This is a genomic window from Paenibacillus sp. MMO-177 (assembly GCF_037147795.1).
GTDB lineage: Bacteria > Bacillota > Bacilli > Paenibacillales > Paenibacillaceae > Pristimantibacillus.
On sequence record NZ_JBBCUR010000001.1, the window covers coordinates 853,797 to 879,230 of the forward strand.

Here is a 25,434-nt window from a genome sequence, read left to right on the forward strand (position 1 = left end):
TTTTATCCAAGCTTTACGATTGTACGGCCGCGCACTTGACCTTGCAGAATAAGGGCAAGCTCCTCCGGCAACTGCTCCAGCTGGATTTCGTTTACGATCGTGTTGCTTAGCATCGTTGGTTTCAGGTCTGTTGCAAGGCGCTCCCATACCCGGCTGCGGAGCTCCATCGGACATTCCACCGAATCTATGCCAAGCCAGTTGACCCCTCTAAGAATAAAAGGATATACCGAGGTCTCGACTTCAACGCCGCCGGTTAATCCGCTTGTGGCAACGGATCCGCCGTATTGGAGCGTGCTCAGCAGGTAGGAGAGTGTTTTACCCCCAACCGGATCCACCGCTGCTGCCCAGAGCGGACGCCGGATCGGTTTGCGTTCCGTTTCCGTCAGATCATCCCGGTGTATGACATGCGTTGCGCCAAGCTCTTTCAAGTAAGACTCTTCGCTGAGTCTTCCCGTGCTGGCCGTTACCTCGTAGCCGCGTTTGGCAAGGATGTTGACGGCGACGCTGCCTACCCCGCCGCTTGCACCCGCGACAACAACCGGCCCCTTCTCCGGTGTGAGACCGTTATCCTCTAGACGCTGGACCGATAATGCCGCAGTAAAACCCGCCGTACCCAGGATCATGGCTTCTCTGAGAGTCAATCCGGCTGGCAGCGGAACAACCCAGCTTGCGGGAACCCGTGCCAGCTCGCTGTACCCCCCATGTTGCGTTACGCCAAGACCGTAGCTCGTTACGATAACCTCATCCCCGGGCTTATAACGCGGATCCGTTGACTCGGCTACGGTACCGGAAAGGTCAATGCCCGGGATATGCGGATAGCTTTTGATCATTCGTCCCCAAATCCCAACCATCCCGTCTTTATAGTTTACGCTGGAGTAGGCGACCCGAACGGTTACTTCTCCTTCAGGCAGGTCGGCGGTTGTCAGATTTTTAATCGCCAGCTTTGGTGCTTCGTCCCCATTGTTATCCGCTACTAAAGCACGGAAGTGATCCATCGTGCATCCACTCCTTCGGTTTCGTTTCTTCTATTGTAGCGGAAAGAGAAGGACACATCCAAATCAAGTAAGTTTAACGATCCCCAGTGCAAAGCCGTCATAGCCTTTTGCTCCAACCGTTTGGATAGCTGTTGCCGTAATTCGAGGATCCTCCGCCAGTAATTCCATAAATTTGCGCACGCCTTGAACGCGGGGATCCGTGCTGTGCCTGTTCGTTACTTCTCCCTCCCGAACGACATTATCGCCAACGATAACCGTGCCGGGACGGGAGAAGCGCAGCGCCCATTGCAGATAATGGGGATTATTAGGTTTGTCGGCATCGATAAAGATGAGGTCAAAAGGCGCCGTCCCTTCCTCCTCCAGCCTTGCTAATTGCTCCAGCGCTTCCCCGACTCTTATCTCTACCTTTTGGCTAAGTCCGGCTAATGCGATATTTTGACCGGCGACAGCCGCATGATGCGAATCCAGCTCCAGTGTGATTAGTTTTCCATGCTCCGGCAGTGCTCTTGCCATCCAGATCGTGCTGTAGCCGCCAAGCGTACCAATCTCCAATATTCGTTCCGCGCCAATCATCTGAGCATAAAGGTTAAGCAGCTTCCCTTGATTCGGCGCCACGTCGATGGCAGGCAGATCGGCCTGCTTGTTGTTTGCCAGTACCTGTTCCAGAATTGGATCCTGCTCAATAAGTTGCTCCGTCAGGTAAGCATCAACTTTTTCCCAAGTGTGCAATGTACTCATCATGATCACTTCTCCTCGCTTTGTGATGGCTTTCTACTTCCATAGTAAGCGAGTTATAATGATAAGAATAATATATGTTTTTCTTTTACTTATACAATTTGTATATATATATGGACTGGAGGAGCTATGCTTTGAATTTGCATGCCTTGCGTTTGTTTCATACGATTGCCGCTGCGGGGAGCGTAACCCGCGCTTCGGAGCTGCTGAACATAAGCCAACCTGCTATTACGGCTCAGATCAAGAAGTTCGAGAAAGAGCTGATTCTCAATCTCTTCAAGCCTCAAGGAAGAGGCATATCTTTAACCGATGCTGGTGAGGAAATGGCTGTGCTGGCTAAAAGACTGTTTGCCGTGGAGCATCAGATCGAGCAATTTGCCGTGAACTACCGCAGCGGCACCATCGGCAGCATCCGGCTTGCCGCTACCTATTTGCCTGCCCACTTTCTTATCCCGGCCTGGATCGCCAAGTTCAAACAGCAGTTCGAGCAGGTGGAAATGAATATCACAACAACCAACTCAAGCGGGGCCTTGCGGCAGCTGCTGGACGTCGAAGTCGATATCGCCATATTTGGCGGAATGGCCGAGAATTATCCGGACACGATTCGGACGGAAGAACTGTTCCAGGATGAGCTATGGTTTGTTGTTGCGCCAGGCCACCGGTATGCCAATCAGCAGATAACGCTGACCGAGATGATGAAAGAGCCGTTTGTCATGCGCGAGGAAGGCAGCTCAACCCGGGAACGTCTGCTGTCGTTATGCCGCACCTACAATTCCGTCGTTCCGACCATCTCCTTGCAATTCAACGGATTGCACGAAGCGATCACCGCCGTAATCGCAGGCTACGGCGCAAACTTCGTCTCCTCCCTCGTCGTCCGCGATTACGTCAAACGCGGCGAGCTAGCCCGCGTCTATGTCGAAGGGATCGATCTCAAAAACACCATCGCCATCTGCACCCGCAAAAACGAGCCGCTCCCCGCCTCGGCGATGAACCTGGTGCAAATGATCCGGCAGAATCCGTATGTGAGATAGAGCCTCGCATACGGATTCTCTTAAATAGTAGTAACCTTTAACCTATATTCCCTCACACCTCCGCAAGTCGGTTTATTCCTCTTATTTCACTCCTCGCACCATACTATCCCAGCTCAACCCCTCTGCAAGTCGGTTTTTTCCTCTTATTTCGCTCCTCGCACCCTACTATCCAAGCTCATCCCCTCTGTAAGTCGGTTTTTTCCTCTTATTTCATTCCTCGCACCCTACCATCCCAGCTCATCCCCTCTGCAAGTCGGTTTTTTCCTCTTATTTCACTCCTCGCACCCAACCATCCCAGCTCATCCCCTCTGCAAGTCGGTTTATTCCTCTTATTTCGCTCCTCGCACCCTACTATCCAAGCTCATCCCCTCTGTAAGTCGGTTTTTTCCTCTTATTTCGTTCATCGTAACAGGCTTTTTGCCAGCTAATCGACCGACAGCACCTTTTATAAGAAGGGCGGCATGTGATAGTCTCGCAGCTACACAGACGTAAAAAAGCTGCCCCATATGGGACAGCTTTCCGTCATCTACAAGCCTAGCAGCTTGTAGATCACCTTCGCGCTTTCGGCGCGGGTCGTTTTGCCTTGAGGATCGAATTGGCCATTGCCTTTGCCATTAAGGAAGCCCAGTTTAACGGCTGCATCAATGGACGTTTTCGCCCAGTCATGGATAGCGGCGGAATCGGTGAAAGCATTGCCTGCCGTGCTACCCTCCTGCTTCTTGCCGCTCTTCGCTTCATACGCTCTCATGAGCATGACGGCCATCTCTTCGCGCGTAATGATTGCGTTTGGCGCGAAGGTTGTCGCGTTACGCCCTTTGATTATGCCAGCTTGAGCCGCTGCTGCAACGCTATCGGCATACCAGCTGCTTGCCGCTACATCCGTGAATCCAGCCGGCTTTGTCGCCTGCAAATTCAATGCCCTTACAAGCAGCGCGGCAAATTCAGCACGGGTTACGCTGCGTTCCGGTTCAAACCGGTCAGCCGTTACGCCTGTTACCACATGCTTGGATGCCAGCTCCCTGATCATCTCCCAAGCCCAATGGGTCAACGGAACATCTCCAAAGGTCTTCGCATACTCCAATGCCGCATACTTGGAGAAATGCTGAATATATGCCGTCATTGTACCGTCCGCATTTAACGTTCCTCCGACATATTCCAGCTTGCCGTTATCCGCCACGTAATAAATACCGGTCAGCTTTTTATTTACACCGCTATCCAGCTTAAATGTCAGCTTCAGCGGTTCGTCAAACTTGCTTAATACGGCCGCTTCCTTGCCATTGCCATCCACTAGCGCAAGACGGAATTCAACTACCGCAGAAGCCGAGTTTAACTCCGCACCATTTGCCGCAGCAGCCTTCTTAAGCAACTCTTGCTCCGCCGCAGCAGCCAGCGGCTTAAGCTGCAGGACAATATGCGAAGCAGCACTCGACGCAGAGCCTACCGCTTTCTTCACCAGCTCTTGCAGCATCGCGCTTGGAATGAGCAACGTAAGACTACCTTGCTTCAACTCCAACGGCTTGCCGCCCAACAGCTCAGCAGCCCCCGCAGGCAAGAGTACTTCCGTCTTCCCATCAACCGCAACGGTCACTTTGCTGTCGCCGGATTGCTTAACCGCATCCTTCAGCTGCTGTTCGGTTACCGTCACCGAAGAGCTGCCCGGCGTCAATCCGCCGCCGCTGCTTCCACTGCCATCACCGTTTCCGTTACCGTTGCCGTCTCTTGTAATCACAAGCTCCATCGTTTTGGTCGCTTGCGAAGCGCGGCCCTTATCCGTATACCATTCCTTCGCCAGCGTTTCGGCGCTTGGCTCAATATGAAGCTTAAAGCGATTCTCGCCCGGTTGAAGCGGAATATTCGCTACATACACATTGCCGTAAGCATCCATTGCCCCATTCGCGAGCGGCTGATCGTTGATCGTAAAGTCCACGCCATACGGCACATTGGCACGGAGCGTAAACGACTCTTCCTTGGTATCGTACGAGAAATTCTCGCCATAAGAGATACGCGGCATCGTCAAGATCATCGGCATATCCACCCAGCGCAGGACGTAATCGTCAACGACCATCGTATTTCCGCCCTGGTTCTTGATCGTCAGCCTCATATTCGTATCCGTCGAGGAGTACGCGTAGTTGCCGGCATCCACGGTATCGTTCGCCAGGCGGGCATGCGAGGTAAATGCCTCCGTCGCCCAGGTACCGCGGGTATATTTGTATTGAATCGACTTGCCCGCCATCATTTTAAAGCTGTATTCGACCACATCGCGAGTCGTGGCGCCGCTTGGAACGGTCAGCTTATTGCCTGCCGAATTCCAGCCGTTCAGATCGCCCGCCAAATAAATATCGTCCTTAACCGGCGTATAGCTAGGCAAATGAACGCGGAGCTTCACGTCGACCATAACAAGCTTTGGCGTTACCGATTGTTCGCCCGAGAATGCCCGGTTATACGCACTGTCTACGGCTGCTACTTTGTACGTATAAGCTGTATCGTTGCTGACCGTAAAGTCTACATAGGACAACGCTGATTTGGCTGCCGAAGCAATTTTCACAAATCCCGAGTTTGCCGTCTTGCGGAAAATCTCGAAATGATCCACTGTTGTTTCTTCGGGGTCCTCCGTCCAGTTCAGCAGTACGCGGTTGGATTCCACCGCAATCTCCGCAAGCACGGGAGCCTTCGGAGCTTCCGTATCCGAGCTGTCCGCCTTAACCAACACCGCTGCCTCAGCCGATTCGGCAAACGACTCGCCGTTATCCGTGGATATTTTGGCAAAATAATGATACGTTCCCGCTTCCGTTGGTTCAAAAGCAGCCCAATATACTTTCCTGCCGTCTTCCGTATCGGACTTATAGCGAAGCCTCGTATCTTCAGCCGCTGCTTTGCCTGCGCCATCTTTATAGAACGCAAGGCGTCCAATGACGTTTGGCGCTTCTTTGCCGGCATAAGCCGAGTCGTCCGTCAGACCCGGAATATCAATCGTTACTTCAATGTCGGAGGTCTTATGGCCAACGCCAAGCGTTACTTCCTCCGACTGCTTCGTAACCTCCACGCTGCTGACCGGGAACGATGGCGTTGCCGAGCCATACTCGCTGAGCGGGCTTTCGCCGTCTTTCGTCACGGCCGTTACCGTGTAGTAATATTTCTTGCCATTCACAACATTCTTATCGGTCCAGCTTGCATCTGCCGGCTGTCCTACCAGCTGCAGCTGCCCGCCTTCAATCGCGGCGCGGTATACGTTATAGCCGGAAGCGCCGGCTGCCGCATCCCAAGTCAAAGCCACTTGCCCGTTGCCGCCAGCCGCATGCACATTCATTACCTGCGGAACCTGAACCAGCTCAGTGGTCGAGGTCATCATAAGACCGCTCATCGCTTTTACCGTTAACGTTACTTTGCCGCCGGCAACGGCTGCTTCCGCATTGCTGCCAAGCCGGTCTTTCAGCGTCAGTCCTTCCGGCAGGAAGCCTGCCACATCCGCTTGAATGGACGCATCCGAGGAGCCTCGGTTCACCACCACAAGACCGCCTTGGCTGCCCGTTTTCCTGGCATAAGCAATGACATCGCCCGTATTATAAGCCGTCTTAAGCTCCCCTGTACGGAACACTTCATTGTTGTCGCGCACGGTGCCTGCCTTCTGATACGTATCGAACAAAGACGCATATTTCCCAACCCCGGTATACGCTCCTCCGGATTCCGATACTCGCTCCCAAGGGAACGTACGGCGGGAGTCGGGATCTTTTGTACCCGCAAGACCAACCTCATCCCCGTAATAAATCGTTGGAGCACCCGGATAACCCATTTGGAAAATCGCCGTCAGCGCCTGCATCTTAAGCGCTTTGTCCGAAGCCTCCGGCGCTATCGCCAAATGCTCCTCTTCCCATTCCGGTTTATCGTATTTCGTTATCGAACGGATCGTATCATGGGAGTCGACCAGGTTGAGCATCACTTCCCATGCCTCGGCCGGATAATCCTCGCGGATTGACTCCAGCGCATCGTTAAACTGCTGGGCGTTGCCGCTAAGAATAAAGCTTTGCAGCGCGCCGCGGAAACGGTAGTTCATCACCGAATCGAACTGGTCCCCAAGCAGGAACCGCGTAGCTACGCCCCACTCCTCGCCAAGAATAACCGGCTCCGGAATGGTCTCGCCACTCTTGTCCTTGCGGCCCTCCGTCGACTTCACCGCTTCGCGGAACTTCTGCCAGGTGCCCGCGGATACATCCGGCGCAACGTCGAGACGCCAGCCGTTTGCCCCCATCCACCCCCAGCGCTGAGAGTTCGCCTCCTGCATCATCGCGGAAGCCTCTTCATCCGTCTTGCCCGTCAGATTGTGGCCGATAACGAGATCGCGGTAACCTTGAACATTCCATTCATGGTTGCCCGGAAGGCCTTCCGTATCGCCCGCCGCAGGCGTCGGCGCATCGATAACAGGCAAGGAATCGTAGCCCCACCAGCCTTCGTACTTGTAATGGCCGTCTACCTTTTCATTGGATACCGTAAACCAGGTTGTAAAATCAAAATCTTCCGGATACGAATAATGCTTGCCCGTAGCCGGGTTGATCTGAGTGGTAAAGGAGTCAATGACCTTCTGCTTAGCAGCATCCAGCGCCAATCCCTTGTCATTCACTAGGTCGTACACCTTCGCCCAGAACTCGTAAGCTCCAATCTCCGGATATTTCTCATAGCGGTCAAAATAAATCGAATCGTCCCCGACATGATTAAACACGCCGTCAACAATGAGCATGATTCCCATCTGATGGGCTTTTTTCGCAAACTCGGTGAAAATGCGGTCGGAAGCTACTCTCGTCGCTTCGTAGTCCAGCCCAGAGCTTGGATCGCCAGGCTTATTGTACACCGGCTCGCCAAACATCGGATCCAGATGCTCGTAGTCGGTTGCATCGTACTTATGGTTCGAGCCTGCCCAGGCAACCGGGTTGAAGTAAATGACGTTTACGCCGATGGACTTCAGGTACTCCAGCTTCTGCGAAGCTCCTTGGATATCGCCGCCGTAGAACTCGTTGGTCCATACGCCGTCCGATTTGGCATCCGGGAAGTAAGGCTTCTGCTCCGGCGAGATCCGGTCCGGATTTTCCGGCACGGTCGACCATGTTCCTTCCACCTGACCCGGCGTTGGATCGTTCGCCACTCCGCCGTCAAAATATTGCAGCTTATAGCCGCCCTTCGGAGTCACTCCGATTGTTGCCGCATCCCCTTCTGCGGGACCGCGGTAACCGTCCTCCGTCTTCGCCCGGTTATTATCTTTGTTGCCGTCATAGAACCGGTCCGGGAAGATCTGGTACACAACGGCATTTTTCATCCAATCCGGCGTCGAAAAATCTTTATCGTAAACGGTCAGATCATAAGGCAGCACGCCTTCATCCGCCGTTGTGCCGGTACCGCCGCGCGAACCGTCGTCGCCGTATTCCACCTTCGCCGTTCCGTCGATCAGAATAAATTTGTAGCCCCATACCCCGATGCCCTTGAACGTCGAGCCGGGGATCGTCACTTCCCAATAATCCTTGTTATCAAAAGAAGTCGCTTTGTGCATGTCGAACGCGGAAGCGAGACCTTCCGGATTACTCAGCTCCACGCGAACGACCTGCGCGTCGCCCGCTTCCGTCGCAATGCGTAGCGTTACATCCTCTACGCCTTCTTTTATCGCGCCAAACGGCTTCTTGTAAGTAACCGACCGGGAATCAAACAGAAGTTTATCGCGCTTGATCATCCCGTCAAACTGGCTGTCGGCCGGCTTGTAATTCGTCACGATCGTCCGCTCCGCAGGCACGGTGCTGAACGTGACATCGGACGGATCCAGTGTCGTCAAAATAAAATTGTCATTGCCCGTACCGTAATTATTCGCCGACCAATTATCGCCCTGAACAACCTTCATCTCATAACGGCCTGCCGGCAGCGTGCGCTGCAGCTTATAGACCGAGCCGTCGAAATTGTAATCGACAAACATTTGCTTCGCTTGATCGGGAGCCCAAGTCGGCTCGCCAAAGACAGTTTGAATATCGCCAACAAGCCGCGGCCATTCTGCAGGATCAAGAACCGGCGTGTATTGCGGAATGCCGCTTGCTCCCGGTACGCTGATCCGGACCTTACCAAGCTCGTCATTGACATAGAAGTTCACCTTGGATGAAGCCGCCAGGTCAAAAGCAAAGTTATTGCCGTTATCCGAATAACCGTCCCACGTTCCTTGTCTAACCAGCTTGAACTCGTAATGGCCGGGGTCAAGCACGGTCGAATAAGCGTAAAACTCGCCAACCAAATGGCTCATAAGCGTATCCGTCGAAGCGTTATTCCACCCTTGAAAGGAACCGACCACTACCCATTTGGCGCTGCCTCCCGGCTGGTTCGCGAATACGTCCGCAACCGGTGCATTTGCCGGCGGCTGCCCCACAAGGACTTTGCTATTTCCGTTTGATGTATCCGAATTCGTAGGATCCAGGAACCAAATGCTTGGCAGCCCGTCAGCCGCCGAAATAAATTTATAGGTATAAGTCCCGTCCGCCAGCGATTTAGCCGCAAACGTATAATTGCCCTCATTAAGCGCCATCTCATGCTGATTGGCAAAAGCATTCGCGTCAAAGCTTCCCGCCACCTTGAAATGCGGCGTATAGCTCAAATGAATCTTGCTGTTCTCGTCCGATGTAACGCTCAGGTTCGGATCATCCAGCCAGTTGCCATTCACCAGAAACTTGTAGCCATAAGCCTTGGTTGGCGCATCGCCCGTTACTTCCGCCGTGTAAGTACCGTCCCCATCTTCATCGGTCAGCGTTACGGCCGGATCGCCCCAGCTGTTGAAATCGCCTTTGGCCGTAATGATGACCGACGATTTCGGAAGAACGAAATGAATCGTGCCAGCCTCCGCATAGGTTCCGCTGACAGCGCTTGCTTGAACCTGCTTGGGCATCAGCCCCACCACCTGAATAACCATCATGATCGCCAGCAGCAGCGACCATACTCTTGTCTGTTTTCTGCTCCTTACATGCTTCATCATATGCGTGTATTCCTCCCTAGTACATTGAATTGAGCAAACGATTGCACAAAAAGACGCAAAAAGCTCCTTTCCGCTGATAAAAAAAGCTATCCCTTGGGTTAGAAGAGATAGCGGGGTTGTTCCGGCTTGTTTAGTAATAACCGGAAGGCATTGCCCTTAAATTAGGCATTTATCAGCTAAAGTTTATTACCCTCATCCTATTATGAAAACGCTTTACAGTCAATGAAATGTTAGAAGAAATTTACCATTCGACAGAAAGGACAAAAATTTGAGCAACCGTTTGCGCATTTTGGACTATTTAAATGAAGAGGTATAGGCGGTATGGACGGCATGATGAGTTCCCGCCGATTCCTATTAATACCACTTCGCAAAAAAAGGAGCCGGGAACCGGCTCCTTTTTGATTATTTAATTTCTTTCAGGGCGTCGTTTAATTTGGCGATTTGTTCTTTAAGAACGGCTTGGTCCAGCGGAGTTTCTTTAACTCCGGATTGAATCGCGCCCAATGGATCTTCAACTTTGCCGTATACATCGGCTTGATTAGCCTTTACATCGTCTTCAAACTTCTCCCAATTCGACTCAAGCTCTTCTGCGTTCTTTGCTGCTTTTGCGGCATCGTTCGCATCCACGTTCTTCTGCATCTCCGTTAAAGTATCCTGCATTTTCTTTGCGCCGTCTGCGGTAGAACTCGAATTCGACGAATTCGACGAACATGCTGCAAGAACAAGAACCAAACTTACTAGTACGGTTAACCCTTTTAATGTTTTCAAATGAATAACCCCCGATTAAATATGATTTATATTTGTCTGCTGCTCAATCTTTAACTCTTTTACTCGTTTATAGACAACGACAAGGATTGCAGCCAGCAGAAGGATACCTTGCGGAATGATATTTTCCCAAGTTGGATACAGGCCAAATACATCGGCCACCGGGAGACTGTCGGAGTGCGTAGCTTTCAATACGCCTGCTAATTGCAGTCCGTGAATTCCCATGCCAAGAAACTTGAAGCATAAGTAAAATACTAGAATGCTGGAGATGAGGAAAAAAGGTCTCATCGGAATCTTCACGCCAACTTTTATGATCAAGAAGGCAACAATTATCAAAATCAATAGCCCGATTGCAATACCCGATAATAAACTGATCAGGCTAATGGAGGAAGCCATACCGATAAAGAAGAGCACCGTTTCCGTTCCCTCTCGAAAGACAGCAAGGAAGGAGAGAATGGCAAGCGACCATAGGCTTCCGGAAGCAAGCGCCTTGGTGCTTTTGCCATTAATATAAGCTCTCCAGTTGGAAAGGCTTGATTTGCTGTGCAGCCAATAGCTCATATAAATCAGCATGACCGCGGCAAATAGTCCGGTACAGCCAGCGATCAAAAAGTTGTTATTGCCGAATGTACCCTTAGCGAACAATTGCTGGACAACGATGCCTAGAATAACGCTAACCAGCGCTCCCGCCCCTAGACCATACCAAATCCAGTTCTTTTTCTCTCCATGGCCTGATTTCTTCAAGAATCCAAGGAGAGCGACGATAACCAGGAGTGCCTCAAGTCCTTCGCGTAGCAGGATCGTGATGACATCAATCATCCCGTAGCCGGTTTTATTGGCCAGCGGCGCCAGATATTCGCGCATGTCCTTTAATGTCTGTGCGGACTTCGCGATTTGGGGAGGATTGGAAGTAAGCAAGGCGTACGAGGATACCATATCTCGTTCCGCATCCCCATAAATTTTAGAGGACTGCGTGAGAACGATACCTTCGACATCCAGCCATGAATTGCGAAACGCCTCGATCTTGGCTTTCGCCGTCTCCACATCATTTTGGGCTAGCGCCGCATTCGCTTGGTCGAGCAGTTGGAGGATATCTTCAATCGTTGCGTTTCCGGAAGAGGCAGGCTCTGTAAAGGAAGACAAATCCCCAGATATAACTTTTTGATTAATGCTTATTAGTTTATTAAGGCTTTGAACAACCTTATCTTTAGAAATTGGTTTCTTGGCAAAGGCATATTGAACTTCACCCATTGTTTCTTCAATGCTGCGATACGCGCCCTTGGACTTGGATTTAATATCCTGTTCAAAGTCGTACCAGCCTTTGTTAAATTGGTCATATTGCTGCTTGGCACGAACAAAATCATTTTGCTTGGCCGATTCTGCAGCCTTTACAACATGATTATTAGCGTCCGTTAATGCATCAGATGCTTGATCTGCGAATACGCCGGATGGCAATAGAAGCATACAAAAGAAAATGAGAACCGTTAATTTAAACTTCATTCATCCACCCCGATATCAAATGAGAAACGTTATCAATAAACTTTCCACATTCAATATTACGTACTTAGAGGGTAGATGTCAATAATGATTCTCAATCTCGGAAATGGAAAATAATTAAATTACCCCGCAGAGCTATGTGGTCATAAAAGGTCATTTGATAGCGCATCCCCCGGGTCATATACGATCAGCCAACAGTCCCGGTATTCTCCCTCATGCCATTCATGCTTCTCCAGCAGCTTTACCTTCTTGAAGCCGCTCTTCTCATATACTCTTAATGCTCTTGTATTCCAGGCCTGCGGGTCCATGACAATCTTCCGCGCTCCCCGCTCCTTGATCAAATATTGAACCGTTTCCTTAATCAGCTCCGAGCCTATTCCCTTGTTCCAATAACGAGGCTCGCCAATAAACTGATCCATCCCGTAGAGGCTGTCCGCTTCATCCGAAAGTCCGTAAATCTCCCTTTCCTCTTCCTGAATCTCATAGAATTGCAGATAGCCGATGTCGGCACCGTTATATTGAATAATGCAAGGAATAATCTCTTCCCGGTCCTCGTAAAAATGCTTCTGAACCAATGCCGCATCCTGCGGCCTGTCTCTGCCCTCGTAAAACTCCAGCACAGCGGGATCATTAAGCCAGCGGACCAGCAGCCCCGCATCTTCAGATTCTAACGTACGAAGACTAATTTCTTTCCTTGAAAATAGAATCATCGTTTTCACCTCGTTATTTGATCAGATGCTGCCTATACGTCAGCGGTGCCACGCCCATGATCTGGCGGAAAATTTTACTGAAATACGAAGGATTCGCAATCCCTACCCGGTAGCCGATTTCCGATAAAGGCAAGGTTGTCTTGCGAAGCAGCGAGCAGGCATGACGGATCCGCGTCGCCTGGGTATAGGCCACAATCGTTGTGCCGGTCGACTCCTTGAACAGGTGAGCCACATGATAAGGCGACAAATGAAGCTCGCCAGCCAGGTCTTCCAGCCGGAACGGCTCCATATAATGCTTCTCGATCCAACCGATAATCTCTTCCACATGAAGATTATGCTTCTTCAGATAAGTCGATTCGCCGTCCGGGCTTTGCTTCAGCTGGTGTACAAGGCTGAGCAGAAAGACGCCCATGTTTTCCTCGAAATCCACTTCTTTCTTGCCGCCCATCGTTAGACTAAACTGCCTGAGCAAAGCTACAAACGGCTCGCTCTCCGGCATGGCGTTCACCGGATGCACATTCGCCTGCTGCAGCATTAAACGCTGGAAGAAGCTTTTTAGACTCGGAAAATCATTCAAATACCCATGCAGCACAGCCGGCTCGAACAGCAGCACGCTGCGGATAAAAGGCTCCGTCTCCGTCACCTGAATCTGAATCCGGTGCATCTGGAACGGCGGGAATACAAGCAGCGTATTGGGCTCAATCGAATACGATTGCCCGTCGATAATGAGCAGTCCCCGGCCCTCGTGCACATACGTAAGCTCCATCTGGGAATGGGCATGAAACACCTCGCGGAAATAGTCCCTCGTCGTTCTGCGGTACTCGTATTCGAACCATCTTTTTGTCTGTACCATCCGTTCTCCCGCCCTTTCAAGATAACTGCAAGATATAAACATTTTACCGCAAAATCGAATGACAAAGGATGTCTTTTTCCATATATTCTAGAAGCAATTCCACTAAAGGAGTGTTTCTCGCTTGAATAAATCAGATGGCATGAATTATGCGCCGCAAGGCAAACCAAATCCGGTCGTAACGCCCGGGGAGTTCCAATTTGCGGCAATCGCGCTAGATCACGGTCATGTCTACGGCATGTGCAACGGATTGATCGAAGCAGGCGGCGAGCTTGTGTACGTATACGATCCGGATCCGGACAAGGTGGCCCGGTTCGTTAAAACCTACCCTCAGGTAAAGGTTGCTGCTTCAGAGGAAGAGATTTTTGCCGATCACCGCATTCAGCTAGTCGCTTCCGCGGCTATTACTTCGGAACGCTGCGCGCTTGGCCTTCGGGTGATGCGGGCGGGCAAGGATTATTTTACGGACAAAGCCCCGCTCACAACGCTGGAGCAGTTGGAAGACGCCAAGCGGGTTTCCTCGGAGACCGGACGCAAATACATGGTTTATTACGGCGAAAGACTCCATAACGAAGGAGCTTTATTCGCCGGCCAACTGATCGAGCAAGGAGCGATCGGACGGGTTGTCCAGGTTATGGGCTGGGGACCGCATCGGACGAATGCGAAATCCAGACCGGAATGGTTCTTCGAACGGGAGAAATACGGCGGCATTATATGCGATATCGGCAGCCATCAAATCGAGCAGTTCCTGTCGTATACGGGAGCCAAGGATGCGCAGGTCGTACAGTCCCGAATTGCCAACTACCATCATAAAGACTATCCGGAGCTTGAAGATTACGGCGATGTCATGCTGACGGGCGATAACGGTGCGGCGGCGTATTTCCGGGTGGACTGGCTGACTCCTAACGGGCTGAGCACTTGGGGCGACGGCCGGACGCTTATTCTTGGCACGGACGGTTACATCGAGGTCCGAAAATATGTGGATCTTGCCAAGAGTCCCGAAGGCGATCAGGTGTATATGGCTAACCACGAGGGCGAGTTTCATTTTTCGGTAAGAGGCCAAGTCGGCTATCCGTTCTTCGGTCAGCTTATTCTCGACTGCATCCACCGTACGGAAAATGCCATGACTCAAGAGCATGCTTTCAAGGTTGCCGAGCTTAGCGTATTAGCCCAAAATCTTGCGGTTCGAATGGAATAGGAGAGGATTTCACGATGCTTAAAGTAGCGATTATTGGATCCGGAGCTATCAGTAGAGCCCATATCGATGCCTATCAGAGATTTTCGGACAGATGCAGGATTGTTGCGGTTACGGATATTTACGCAGACAAAGCCGAGAGCCGTATTGCCCAGTGTGGACTTACGGAAGCTAAAGCGTACAGCGATTACAAAGAGCTCCTGGGGCAGGATATCGATCTGGTCTCCGTCTGCACTCCCCCTTATACGCATGCGGAGATTGCCGTTGACTTCCTGAAGGCAGGCAAGCATGTTCTCGTCGAAAAACCGATGGCCTCCTCGCTCGAAGAATGCGATGCGATGAACCGGGCCGCGGAGGAAAGCGGCAAGCTGCTGTCGATTGTAGCCCAGAACCGCTTCCGTACGCCGATGATGAAGTTGAAGTCCGTGCTGGACAGCGGGCTGATTGGCCCGGTTGTCCATTCGCAGGTTGATTCCTTCTGGTGGCGCGGTCATTGTTATTATGACCTGTGGTGGCGCGGAACTTGGGAGAAGGAAGGCGGCGGCTGCACGCTGAACCATGCCGTCCATCATATCGACGCGCTGCTATGGATGATGGGCCGGCCTACCGAGCTGCAGGCGTTTATGAGCAATACTTCGCATGACAATGCGGAAGTCGAGGACTTGTCGATTGCGATGCTGAAGTTCGCTGGCGGCGGCCTTGGCCAAATTACGAGCTCCGTCGTCCACCACGGCGAGGAGCAGCAGCTTATTTTCCAAGGCAAAGCGGCACGGATCTCGGCGCCATGGAAGCTTGTTACTTCCAGCTCGATGGATAACGGCTTCCCGACTCCGAATCCGGCACTTACCGCCGAGATTCAAGCCTATTACGACAACCTGCCGGAGGTTGCCTATGAAGGGCATGTCGGGCAGATCGATAACGTGTTGTCCGCGATTGAGCGCGGGGAAACGTTGCTGATCGACGGACATAGCGGCCGCGCGACGCTGGAGCTGATTCTTGGCATCTACAAATCAGCCAGCACAGGGGAAAAGGTCACCTTCCCGCTTGCCACCGATGACCCGTTCTTTACTCGCCAAGGCATTCAGGACAACGTCCCTCACTTCTACGAGAAAAGCGCCTCCGTCGAGAACTTCCAGGACCGTGCGATTACGACGGGCAGCAATTTAAGAGGCTAACTGATGAGAGTTGGGGAATAAGACCCTTCGGGGGTCTTATTCCTCTCGAATTACTCTACTGATTATGGATAAGACCCTGATGGGGTCTTATTTCATCTACCCGCACCTGAAAAGGGGCAGTTTCGACACTCGAGCTGGCGAAAAAGACCCTGTGAGGGTCTTATCGTACTTCATATTACCCTACTTTTGCAGAATAAGACCCTGTGAGGGTCTTATTTCATGAGTGGAGGATTTTGCAAGCTGTTTGCCGCTTGTTCTGGGTAATTAAGGCCCCTTAGGGACCTTAACTCGACCTACGCTAACTAATTTTATTGCCCTAAGGTCCATCAGGGACCTTAAGCTTCGGCGGAAGTCGAATTTGAACGCTGTTAACTGCTTTTTCTGAGTAGTTAAGGTCCTTCAGGACCTTAACCCGACTAGCGCCGGCTAATTTTTCTACCTTAAGGTCCCTCAGGGACCTTAAGCTTCAGCGGATGCCGAATTTGTACACTGTTTACTGCTTTTTCTGAGTAGTTAAGGTCCTTCAGGGACCTTAACCCGACTAGCGCCGGCTAATTTTTCTGCCCTAAGGTCCCTCAGGGACCTTAAGCTTCGGCGGACGCCGAATTTGAACGCTGTTTGCCGCTTGTTCTGGGTGATTAAGGCCCCTTAGGGACCTTAACTCGACCTGCGCCGGCTAATTTTTCTGCCTTAAGTTCCCTCAGGGACCTTAAGGTTCGGCGAGCCCACCATTTGAACGCTTTTCACGGCACTGCTACTGAGACCTCCCCACTACGTTGGATCCCATCCAACGTAATTGCGCATTTGGCCTCACTTTCCAGTCTACGTTGGATTTAATGCACCATAATGCGCACCTACCTGCCAAGTAACCCCTCAATAAAGGAATACACTGGATGAAATCCAGCGTAGAAGCCATAGTATCCGAAAAAAGCCCCCATTTACTGGCGGAAATCCAACGTATGGTGCGTTAAGCCTCAGCCCTCTTGTGTCCACAAAAAATAAAGCCGATAAGCTCGCAAAAAGGGCTTATCGGCTTTATTGGGTTATTGCTCCAGACGAAGCGTAACAACCGATGCAGCAGGCAGATTGAGGCTCAATTTGCCGTTCTCGATCTTCGCTTCATAGAATGGCTTCACGCTCACTTTAGAAGGATCCTCGAAGGTGTTATGCGCTTGAATCGCGTCAGCCGCAAGCAGCCTGCCCGTGCAGTTGAAGCTGCCTTCGGCGCCGCGAAGCTCAAGGCTGATCTCCGATTGCTCGGACGGATGCAGGTTGTACAAGCTGACATGGATAACGCCGTCCTTCTTGGACGCGGTAACGCCAACTTGATTCAGCTCTTTGCCGTCGGCATTTACTTTGCCGAATTGACCATGAATCGCCAATGCCTCGGCATCCTGATGGACGTTGTACATTTCAAGCACATGGTACGTAGGCGTCAGCACGATTTTGTCCCCTTCGGTCAGAACCACCGCTTGCAGAACGTTAACCATTTGGGCAATGTTGGTCATCTGCACGCGATCGCAATGCTTATGGAAAATATGCAGGTTAATTGCCGCAACAAGCGCATCGCGCATCGTGTTTTGCTGGTACAGGAAGCCCGGATTGGTGCCCGGCTCCACGTTAAACCAAGTGCCCCACTCGTCAACGATCAAACCGACGCGCTTGTTCGGGTCGTAACGGTCCATTACCGTGCTGTGGCGGGTAAGAAGCTCGTCCATATATTCGGCTTTCTTCATGGTCACGAACCAGTCGTTCTCGTCAAATTCCGTAGCGGAGCCTTTGTCGGCCCATTCTCCCGGAACCGTGTAGTGATGCAGGCTCAGACCGCTCATAAAGCGCTCCGCTTTGTTCATCAGCACGTCGGTCCAGCGGTAATCGCTCGAGTTGGCGCCGCCTGCGATTTTGTATAGCTTGTTATCGCCGTATTGGCGGACATACGTCTGGAAGTTGCGGTACAGATCCGCGTAATGCTCCGGAAGCATCTCGCCGCCGCAGCCCCAGTTCTCGTTGCCCACGCCAAAATATTTCAGCTTCCAAGGCTCTTCCCGGCCGTTCTTGCGGCGCAGATTCGCCATCGGGGAATCGCCGTCGAACGTCATGTATTCCATCCATTCGGACATTTCCTGAATCGAACCGCTGCCCACGTTGCCGCAAATATAAGGCTCGGCGCCAATCAGCTCGCATAGACGGAAGAACTCGTGCGTGCCGAAATGGTTATTTTCCACAACGCCGCCCCAGTGCGTATTGACCATTCTCTTTCGCGTCTCGCGGGGACCAATACCGTCTTTCCAGTGATATTCGTCCGCAAAACAGCCGCCCGGCCAGCGCAGAACAGGCACCTTGAGATTGCGCAACGCTTCGATAACGTCGTTACGGATGCCGTCCGTGTTCGGAATTTCCGAATCTTCCCCTACCCACAAGCCTTCATAAATGCATCTGCCAAGATGCTCGGCGAAATGGCCGTAGATGTTCTTGTTTATCGTGCCAATCGACCAGTCTGCATGTACTACCGCTTTGTTCATCTGTAAAAAGCCTCCTAAAAAGAATTGTCACACAAACAGCCGAGCGGCTGTTCGTGATGATTCTTGCCTCGTAAGCATTAGCTTAAAGAATTGTCGCACAAACAGCCGAGCGGCTGTTCGTGATGATCTTACTTCGTAAGCATTAGATTAGTAATTTGCTTCCCATAACGCCCGAACCGCCTGCTGCGGATGCGGGCATCCTTTATCCTTCAGCTTTGCTCGTACCTGTACGAGGCAGCCGCAATGCATGCAGGTCGTATCGTAAGCCATGCTTGCGCAGCCTTCGCATGCGGCAAGCCGCTTGGCGTACAGTTCGTCCGATACGCAGGCATCGGGTTTAATCCTGGATATCAAGCGCTGAATCTGCTCGTCCGTCACTCTGACATCGGCCGAGCAGCCCTTGCAGCCGTCCCGTTCCTTTTTACTGACAGATTCTGTGATTGTCATGCGTACTTCAGCTCCCACCCTTGAACAGGACGATATAAATAGATCTACAAGAAAGATTGTATGGGATTGAGAAAGCGCCTTCAATTCACTATAATGAGAAAAAACTGACCTATCGTGCTTTTTTGAAGAAAGGAGCTGCTAACGATCATTCAATTAAACAGCTGCGGCTACCGGTTTGTCCATCCTCACGGAATATCGATTATACGGCCCCATGGTTCGGGGGATTATGCATTTGTCCTGTTCAAAAAGAAATCCGAGGTCATTATAAGAGGCTCGCGTATCTTGGTCGACAGCGATTCGTTTATCCTGTTCCAGCCGGATACGCCGCATTCGTATATGCAGTTTGAGCTGCCGTTCGTAAACGATTGGTTTCATTGCCGGGGAGAAGAGCTGAAGGGTTTGCTTGCCGAACTGAATTTTCCGCTCGATACTCCTGTCCCGGCCGTTGATCCGATGCTGATCTCGAGAAGCATCATGGAGCTTCACCGGGTGCAGAAGCAGGGCGGCCATTTGAGGGATCAAATTCTGGATACGGATATCCGGGCGCTTCTGATGAAGCTGAGCAATCTGCATGAGCTTTCCCAGCATCCCGAGCGTCCGGGCCGTTATATCCGGCAGTTTTCGGAGCTGCGGGACGAGCTGTATAACTCGCCTCACAGCCATGTTACGGTAGAGAAGCTGGCAGACCGCGTGCACCTGAGCAAGTCCTATTTCCAGCATCTCTATAAAGATATTTTCGGCTGCTCCGTCGTCACCGATATGATTAACGGCAGGCTGGAGCTCGCCAAATATCTGCTCAAGAACAGTACCCTCTCCGTATCCGCTATCGCGGCGAGCTGCGGGTACGAGCATGAGACGCATTTCATGCGGCAATTCAAGAAGTTTGTCGGCCTGACGCCAAGCCAATTCAAGGCTCGGGCGTAGGCATAGAATCCGCCTTCCGCTTGTACTCGGCCGGACCGCAGCCATACCGCCTGCGGAATAAAGCGGCAAAATGATTATAGCTTTGGAAGCCGACGTCAAAGGCTGCTTCCCCGGCCGTCCGGCCAGCCTGCAGCATAAGCAGAACCGCCTGCTCGAGACGCATATTGTTTAGCGTATCCACAATGGAACGGCCGGTCTCCGCCTTGAATAAATGAGACAGCCGGGAGGCGGACAAGCCTACCCGTGCCGCCAGCTGGTTAATGGATAACGGCTCCTGCATTTGCGCGGACAAAATTCTCATGATCTGGCTGACGCGGTAATCCAGCTTGTCCGCGAGCTGCCCGGCCATTAGCAGAATTAAGGCACTTAGCTGATTGTCGCACAGCTCCTCCCAGAACCCGCCCTGCGCCCTAGAGTCGTGCAGCAGCGACCGAAAGGTGCGGAGCACCCTTCGCTGCAGCTCGCTAGAGGGCAAAGGACAAAGCAGGACCTCTTCATCCGGCAGCAAGGAAAGCTCCGGCAGCCGGTTGAAGTGCACCCACATGAAGTTCCAAGTTTCCCCTTTTACGGTACCATACGTATGAGGAATCCTTTTGCGGAGCAGTACCAGCTCCCCTGCCTTGCATAATTTCTCGCCTGCAGGCGTCCGGAAATATCCATGCCCTTCGAGCGTATAAACAAGCAGCCAGTCATCCCTGCCTGCCGGACGCGCCATGCAATACGTATCATTTTCCAAAAAATGCCCTGTTACGACGCCGTTCTTCGATTCCTTCTCCATGGCTCCCCCCCGCTCAAACTCATTACCTTAAGGGTAACGCGTCAGCCTCCATTCGTCCAGCAAAACAGCAGAATCCAAGCACTAATGAGCACAATCGCGACTTCAACCTTTCCCCTTAACCCCCTACAATTAGAGACAAGAAGCAGCAACCACCAAGGAGAGGGGCAATATAAATGAACCAGTCGCTTAAAGTGCTCACCGAAGAGCAGATGAAGCAGTTCGAGAAGGAAGGTTACGTCATCGTAAAGGGCGTATGGAGCAAGGAAGAAATCGAGGAGATTAAGGCCGAGTTCGATAAAATCAGCCTTACCCCAATTCCCGGCTACTTCGAGCCGGTTCTGGACGGAGAGCAGGAAGATCCGCTTCGCCGCTATCCGCGGGTAATGCATCCTCACCGTTACAACGATCTGAGCAAGCATTACATGCTGCATCCGGCTGTTCTCGACATTATGCACGATCTGTACGGAGAAGAGGCTTTGGCCGCTCAAAGCATGTTCTATTACAAGCCACCGGGCTCGCGCGGTCAAGCGCTGCATCAGGACAACTTCTACCTGAAGGTGGAGCCGGGCAACTGTATTGCGGCATGGGCGGCTATCGACCGCTGCGACGAAGAAAACGGCTGTATGCTGCTTGTTCCGAAGACAAATACGTATGAAATTGTATGCCCGGAAGAATCGGATTCGAACGAATCGTTCACAACCCATTACGTCAAGCCGCCAAAAGAAGAAAAGCCCGTCGCGGCGATTATGGAGCCTGGCGATATCCTGTTCTTTAACGGCAACCTGATTCACGGCTCTTACCGGAACAAAACAAAAGACCGCTTCCGCCGCGCGTTTATTTCCCACTACGCGAACAGCAGCGCGATGTCCATCTCGCATTGGTACAATCCGCTCTATAAGGCGGACGGCACGGAGCTGTCGCTGGAAGCGAATCCGGACGGAGGCCCATGCGGCATCGAGACGCCGGCTTATCACTAAATACCATAAAGGGAGGCACGCGATCATCGTATCGCTGCCTCCCTTTTCCTTATGTCGGGTATTGGTTCATTTCTTCATGCGTAGGCAGCGCTGCGATCGCACCAACCTTCGTGCAGACGACTGCCCCTAAATCCTGACAAAAAGCATATTACCCGCGTAACTTATTGATTGAGGGCCGTCACTTCTTGCAGCCTCCACCTTTGCCTGTCCGAATCAGGTTGACGGTCATTCAGCAACAGCTGCGTTCCGTCCTCTGTTACTCCAAGTACTTTGCCGTTGTTGACATTTGAGATTGTTACGGTTCCGTCTTCATTGTTCGCAATGGTCCATCGTTGATTGTCGTAGCCCAGATACGTATAGAGCTGAAGTTTATTCTGGCCTGTGTCGAGATCAAGCGCCTTGCCTCCCGTTGTGCGGATCGAATAGGAGCCTCGCTCATCCCCGGTAGGCACAAGCACCCAGCTTTGAAAAGCGGTTTCACCCGCTTCACCAATGGTTACGGCCTCGCCGTTCTGCGACTGGGCAGCCGACAGCCGTTTTCCTAATCCGTCATTGATAATCGCCACCGTATCCAGCTTCGCATCGCTTGCATCGCTTACATGGACGTTCTGATAGGACGCGCGCCCTCCGAATACGTTAACCCCGAAATGTCCTTCCGCAAATGTGCCGTCATTCAAGTCGATGATTTTCTGCCCGCCTACGCAAATTTCGATATGCGGTCCGCTGGCAATAATCTTTACCTTGTAGGCGAGGCCCGCTTGCACGAAATATGGTACTCTCGCCAATACCTGGCGTTCCTCAAAGCGTCCGTCCACTTTATAAAATAAACGGAATGCTTTCATGCTCGTATCCAGGTTAAAATAATAACCGCTCTGCCCGTCTTCACTTGCCCGGAACAGGATCGATCCGGCCCCGCCCGTCTCGGCGAGCTTCATATCTGCCTCGTACGTAAAGTTACCGGCAGTCTCTTGGGCCATATAGTTGGCATCGGTGAAATAGCTCCCGCGGATGCCGTCATCGGTCAATACCCAGTCGGACCCCGAAGGATTTGCATGCCAACCGGACAAATTCGTTTTAAACTCGTCGCCGGTTACGCTGATCTTTACGCTAGCGGAAGCTTTGCCGTTCGGTACGGAGGCTGATATGAACGCTTCTCCAATCCCTACCGCTTTAATGGTTGCGCTCGACTTGTCCTGCGATTCCAGCTTCACGACGCCGGGATTGCTGCTTTTCCAAACGATCGGCTGCGCGCCTTTGCCGGGATCGTTCTCGACGGCGGCGTACAGCGTTTGCGTTTGCCCGGCGCTAAGCTCACTCAAAGTGGTATCCATCACGACTTTTGCGGACGAATCGGCATGCTCCCTCCACGTATTGTCCAATGCGTAAACTTTCATCGAGACGACCTTGACTTCTCCGCCTTTGGCATAGAAGCTCATCGCTCTGCTTGCGGGATCCGGCAGTATGACATCCGAGAAGACGACACGGCCGTCGTTCCCGAAAACCTCAACGGATGATTCATCCACGAAAACATTCATTTTCACCCGAGAATGATCCGGTGTCAAATGCGCCTCTTGGTAGGTTGTAAACTGAGGCGAGAAATCCGTCACGCCGGAAGCGGCCCGGTCAACGAACATGCGGCTGTCGCCGGTTTTGTAGCCGACAACCGTTTTTTTGCCGCCTCCCCCTTCGCGAAGGTTGAAGCCGAACTCCGTTACAGTGCTGCCTGCCGGAATTTCCAATTCAGCTTCGATTTCATAAGCCCCGGATACCTGGCCTTTCAGCAAGTTTTGAGAATCCGGGCCGATGACTTTTTTCACAGCTGAAAAAAGATTGTTCCGCAGCGCAGAGAGCTCTTTAATGGGAGCCTGAAATAAACGCAGCCCTTCTTCAGTCGGTTTGAGCGAAAGCTCTCTCGGAATGGTCATCTCCCCGCTCCAACCGGAAGTCGGGAACGCGAACGGATAATCCCAATTCGTCATCCATGCCAGCATCACCCTACGGTCATTAGGCATGTCCGCAAACGTCATGGAAGCATAAAACTCTTTGCCGAAATCCGTCTTGAGTACTTTGCCTGCCGGATTATCGTTCACAAACTTTCCTTCCGCAGTCAGCTCCCCGATAAAGTATTCGGCATCGGATCCGGCCGTTTTCGGGTTTGCGCCTGTGCTGATCATGAGCACCCATTTCATCTCGCCGCTGCCGTCAACGGGAAGCTGGAATAAATCCGGGCATTCCCACACCCCTCCGCGCACGTAATTGCCATAACCGAATAAATCCGTCAGTGTCCAATCGATCAAATTCGTCGATGTAAAGATCCGGACGTGATCGCCGCCGGATACGACCATAACCCAGCGATTGTGATCATTATCCCAAACCACCTTCGGGTCGCGGAAATCCCAGCCTCCCGGATCATCGCCATTTTTGCCCGGGTTTTCGATGACGATCGGCCCATATTGCCACGTACGGCCTTTATCGGCGCTATAGGCAATGCCGATCCGCTGGTTGCCGTTCCAAGCGTCCGGATTGTAGGACGTGTAATAGGCGATCAAGCCTTTTCCCCCGGATTCGCCGAACAAACCGGAAGCGTTGTTCATATCCGCAACCGCCGAGCCGGACCATTTATGGCCAAGATCGTTCCATGGCAGTGCAATCGGCAACTGCTTCCAATGAACAAGATCCGTACTGACCGCATGCGCCCAAGTCCCGCCATCTTGATGGAACAAATGATATTCGCCGTCAAAAAAGACAAGCCCATTCGGATCGCTTGCTGATCCCCGGATCGGCGAATAATGATATTGCGGGCGATATTTTTCCGTGTAGTAGTCCGATGCAGCCGTTACATAAGTATTCTGGAAGCTTGCAGTCCCCTGCCCCACCGCATACCCCACGTAACCGCTTACAAAACTGCTGTCCATGACGTCGATCGCCGCAGGCGTATAGCCGTCTATGAAGACCCGAATCCGTTTGCCTGCCGTATTCACTTCCAGATGGTGAACGGACGCCGGCTGGCTTGGATAGGCTTGAACCGCATCCCGTATAATCGTGCCATCCGATTTTTGCAGCCGTACGCGGACTTGATCCCCCTCTTTCTTCAGCAGTGCCTCATAACCTTGCGACCCGTCAGCGTTTGTCCGGAAAGCAAGCGCGGCTTCTGCGCCCGTATTGCCAAGAGCGATATTTCCTTCATAAACAAAATCCGCTTCCAGTTTTTCATAGATTTTCACCGCTCTGCTCTGGCCGCTCACAATACCTTTATCCCCTTTTAGGTCTGGCTGCCATGTGCCTTGACGTGCGATCGTCTGCCCCAAATTGCCGTTCAGTCTGCTGACTTGGATGTTTTGGAACAAAGCCGATCCGTCCCAAACATGAAGACCAAGATAGCCTGTACGGTACGCGCTGTCATTCACGTCGATAATCGGTTTATATTGGCTTCCCCAGTACACTTTCAGATTGTCGCCTTCGGCCTTCACCTTCAGATGATAGATTTCTCCTTCTTTTAAAGTGACCCGCCGTTCCTGAAACAGCTTGCCGTCGCCCCCGCGGGCATCCTTCAGCCGGAGAAGACCGGCATTGGGTACAATTTGCAGCATATAAGAAGACCAGCCGTCTTCATTCGAACGGAAGACCAGTGATGCGTCGGCCTTCACGTCCTTGATTTGGATATCCGCTTCATAAATGAAATCGTCCGATCTGGTCTCGGACATCACAATCGCGTTGTCACTCGGCTCGGAGGTGATCAGCATGCCCTGCCCGGTTTCCTCCAGCGTTCCTTTTCCTGTGACCCGCCAACCGGACAGGCTCGCGTTTGCTTTCATCTGTACAAGATCTGCTGCAGAACCTGT

16 protein-coding genes are annotated in these 25,434 nt (G+C 52.0%); 5 read left to right on the top strand and 11 right to left on the bottom strand.

What is annotated here, in order from left to right; all coding sequences use genetic code 11:
- Nucleotides 1–2 precede the first annotated feature (2 nt).
- A complete protein-coding gene (locus WFK81_RS03820) occupies nucleotides 3–995 on the bottom strand; it encodes an NADPH:quinone oxidoreductase family protein (protein ID WP_336785106.1) in 993 nt (330 codons plus the stop codon).
- A gap of 63 nt (nucleotides 996–1,058) precedes the next feature.
- A complete protein-coding gene (locus WFK81_RS03825; protein ID WP_336785480.1) occupies nucleotides 1,059–1,733 on the bottom strand; it encodes an O-methyltransferase in 675 nt (224 codons plus the stop codon).
- 131 nt (nucleotides 1,734–1,864) lie between these two features.
- Between WFK81_RS03825 and WFK81_RS03830 the strand changes: the two genes are divergently transcribed.
- Entirely contained in the window at nucleotides 1,865–2,761 is an 897-nt protein-coding gene (locus WFK81_RS03830) for a LysR family transcriptional regulator (RefSeq protein WP_336785107.1), read from the top strand.
- Between the two features lie 526 nt (nucleotides 2,762–3,287).
- Here WFK81_RS03830 and WFK81_RS03835 read toward each other — a convergent pair.
- The 5 genes from WFK81_RS03835 to WFK81_RS03855 all read right to left on the bottom strand — a co-directional run bounded on the left by WFK81_RS03835 (nucleotide 3,288) and on the right by WFK81_RS03855 (nucleotide 13,577).
- Nucleotides 3,288–9,752 carry an alpha-amylase family glycosyl hydrolase gene (locus WFK81_RS03835; protein WP_336785108.1) on the bottom strand — a complete coding sequence of 2,155 codons (6,465 nt, stop codon included), beginning with the start codon at nucleotides 9,750–9,752 and terminating at the stop codon, nucleotides 3,288–3,290.
- A 402-nt stretch (nucleotides 9,753–10,154) separates the two neighbouring features.
- Entirely contained in the window at nucleotides 10,155–10,520 is a 366-nt protein-coding gene (locus WFK81_RS03840) for a hypothetical protein (RefSeq protein ID WP_336785109.1), read from the bottom strand.
- A 15-nt stretch (nucleotides 10,521–10,535) separates the two neighbouring features.
- Entirely contained in the window at nucleotides 10,536–12,017 is a 1,482-nt protein-coding gene (locus WFK81_RS03845) for an FTR1 family iron permease (RefSeq protein ID WP_336785110.1), read from the bottom strand.
- 140 nt (nucleotides 12,018–12,157) lie between these two features.
- Nucleotides 12,158–12,724, bottom strand: a complete 567-nt coding sequence (locus WFK81_RS03850) for a GNAT family N-acetyltransferase (protein ID WP_336785111.1) — start codon at nucleotides 12,722–12,724, stop codon at nucleotides 12,158–12,160.
- Nucleotides 12,725–12,737: 13 nt separating this feature from the next.
- Nucleotides 12,738–13,577: an AraC family transcriptional regulator gene (locus tag WFK81_RS03855; RefSeq protein ID WP_336785112.1), complete on the bottom strand. Its 840-nt coding sequence runs from the start codon at nucleotides 13,575–13,577 to the stop codon at nucleotides 12,738–12,740.
- Between the two features lie 121 nt (nucleotides 13,578–13,698).
- Between WFK81_RS03855 and WFK81_RS03860 the strand changes: the two genes are divergently transcribed.
- On the top strand, nucleotides 13,699–14,772 hold the full coding sequence (locus WFK81_RS03860; protein ID WP_336785113.1) for a Gfo/Idh/MocA family protein: 1,074 nt from the start codon (nucleotides 13,699–13,701) through the stop codon (nucleotides 14,770–14,772).
- A 14-nt stretch (nucleotides 14,773–14,786) separates the two neighbouring features.
- Entirely contained in the window at nucleotides 14,787–15,944 is a 1,158-nt protein-coding gene (locus WFK81_RS03865) for a Gfo/Idh/MocA family protein (RefSeq protein ID WP_336785114.1), read from the top strand.
- A gap of 1,043 nt (nucleotides 15,945–16,987) precedes the next feature.
- On the opposite strand, the gene WFK81_RS03870 is transcribed toward WFK81_RS03865, so the two are convergent.
- Nucleotides 16,988–18,466, bottom strand: coding sequence for an alpha-N-arabinofuranosidase (locus tag WFK81_RS03870; RefSeq protein WP_336785115.1), 1,479 nt, complete (start codon nucleotides 18,464–18,466; stop codon nucleotides 16,988–16,990).
- 147 nt (nucleotides 18,467–18,613) lie between these two features.
- Nucleotides 18,614–18,913, bottom strand: coding sequence for a DUF6171 family protein (locus WFK81_RS03875; RefSeq protein WP_336785116.1), 300 nt, complete (start codon nucleotides 18,911–18,913; stop codon nucleotides 18,614–18,616).
- Between the two features lie 282 nt (nucleotides 18,914–19,195).
- On the opposite strand from WFK81_RS03875, the gene WFK81_RS03880 reads away from it, so the two are divergent.
- On the top strand, nucleotides 19,196–19,837 hold the full coding sequence (locus tag WFK81_RS03880) for a helix-turn-helix transcriptional regulator (protein ID WP_336785117.1): 642 nt from the start codon (nucleotides 19,196–19,198) through the stop codon (nucleotides 19,835–19,837).
- Here WFK81_RS03880 and WFK81_RS03885 read toward each other — a convergent pair.
- Entirely contained in the window at nucleotides 19,821–20,615 is a 795-nt protein-coding gene (locus WFK81_RS03885; protein ID WP_336785118.1) for a helix-turn-helix domain-containing protein, read from the bottom strand. The two genes, WFK81_RS03880 and WFK81_RS03885, sit on opposite strands and share 17 nt — an antisense overlap.
- 173 nt (nucleotides 20,616–20,788) lie before the next feature.
- Between WFK81_RS03885 and WFK81_RS03890 the strand changes: the two genes are divergently transcribed.
- The gene (locus tag WFK81_RS03890) at nucleotides 20,789–21,592 is read left to right on the top strand and encodes a phytanoyl-CoA dioxygenase family protein (protein WP_336785119.1); all 804 of its coding nucleotides are present in this window, start codon (nucleotides 20,789–20,791) and stop codon (nucleotides 21,590–21,592) included.
- Between the two features lie 161 nt (nucleotides 21,593–21,753).
- Here WFK81_RS03890 and WFK81_RS03895 read toward each other — a convergent pair whose 3' ends face one another.
- Entirely contained in the window at nucleotides 21,754–25,407 is a 3,654-nt protein-coding gene (locus WFK81_RS03895; protein ID WP_336785481.1) for a GH32 C-terminal domain-containing protein, read from the bottom strand.
- Between the last annotated feature and the right edge of the window lie 27 nt (nucleotides 25,408–25,434).

Bases quoted from the DNA above. Each gene is read 5' to 3' on its own strand.
- WFK81_RS03820 (WP_336785106.1), bottom strand. From the start codon at position 995: ATGGATCACTTCCGTGCTTTAGTAGCGGATAACAATGGGGACGAAGCA.
- WFK81_RS03825 (WP_336785480.1), bottom strand. From the start codon at position 1,733: ATGAGTACATTGCACACTTGGGAAAAAGTTGATGCTTACCTGACGGAG.
- WFK81_RS03835 (WP_336785108.1), bottom strand. From the start codon at position 9,752: ATGATGAAGCATGTAAGGAGCAGAAAACAGACAAGAGTATGGTCGCTG.
- WFK81_RS03845 (WP_336785110.1), bottom strand. From the start codon at position 12,017: ATGAAGTTTAAATTAACGGTTCTCATTTTCTTTTGTATGCTTCTATTG.
- WFK81_RS03850 (WP_336785111.1), bottom strand. From the start codon at position 12,724: ATGATTCTATTTTCAAGGAAAGAAATTAGTCTTCGTACGTTAGAATCT.
- WFK81_RS03855 (WP_336785112.1), bottom strand. From the start codon at position 13,577: ATGGTACAGACAAAAAGATGGTTCGAATACGAGTACCGCAGAACGACG.
- WFK81_RS03865 (WP_336785114.1), top strand. From the start codon at position 14,787: ATGCTTAAAGTAGCGATTATTGGATCCGGAGCTATCAGTAGAGCCCAT.
- WFK81_RS03870 (WP_336785115.1), bottom strand. From the start codon at position 18,466: ATGAACAAAGCGGTAGTACATGCAGACTGGTCGATTGGCACGATAAAC.
- WFK81_RS03875 (WP_336785116.1), bottom strand. From the start codon at position 18,913: ATGACAATCACAGAATCTGTCAGTAAAAAGGAACGGGACGGCTGCAAG.
- WFK81_RS03885 (WP_336785118.1), bottom strand. From the start codon at position 20,615: ATGGAGAAGGAATCGAAGAACGGCGTCGTAACAGGGCATTTTTTGGAA.
- WFK81_RS03890 (WP_336785119.1), top strand. From the start codon at position 20,789: ATGAACCAGTCGCTTAAAGTGCTCACCGAAGAGCAGATGAAGCAGTTC.
- WFK81_RS03895 (WP_336785481.1), bottom strand. From the start codon at position 25,407: ATGAAAGCAAACGCGAGCCTGTCCGGTTGGCGGGTCACAGGAAAAGGA.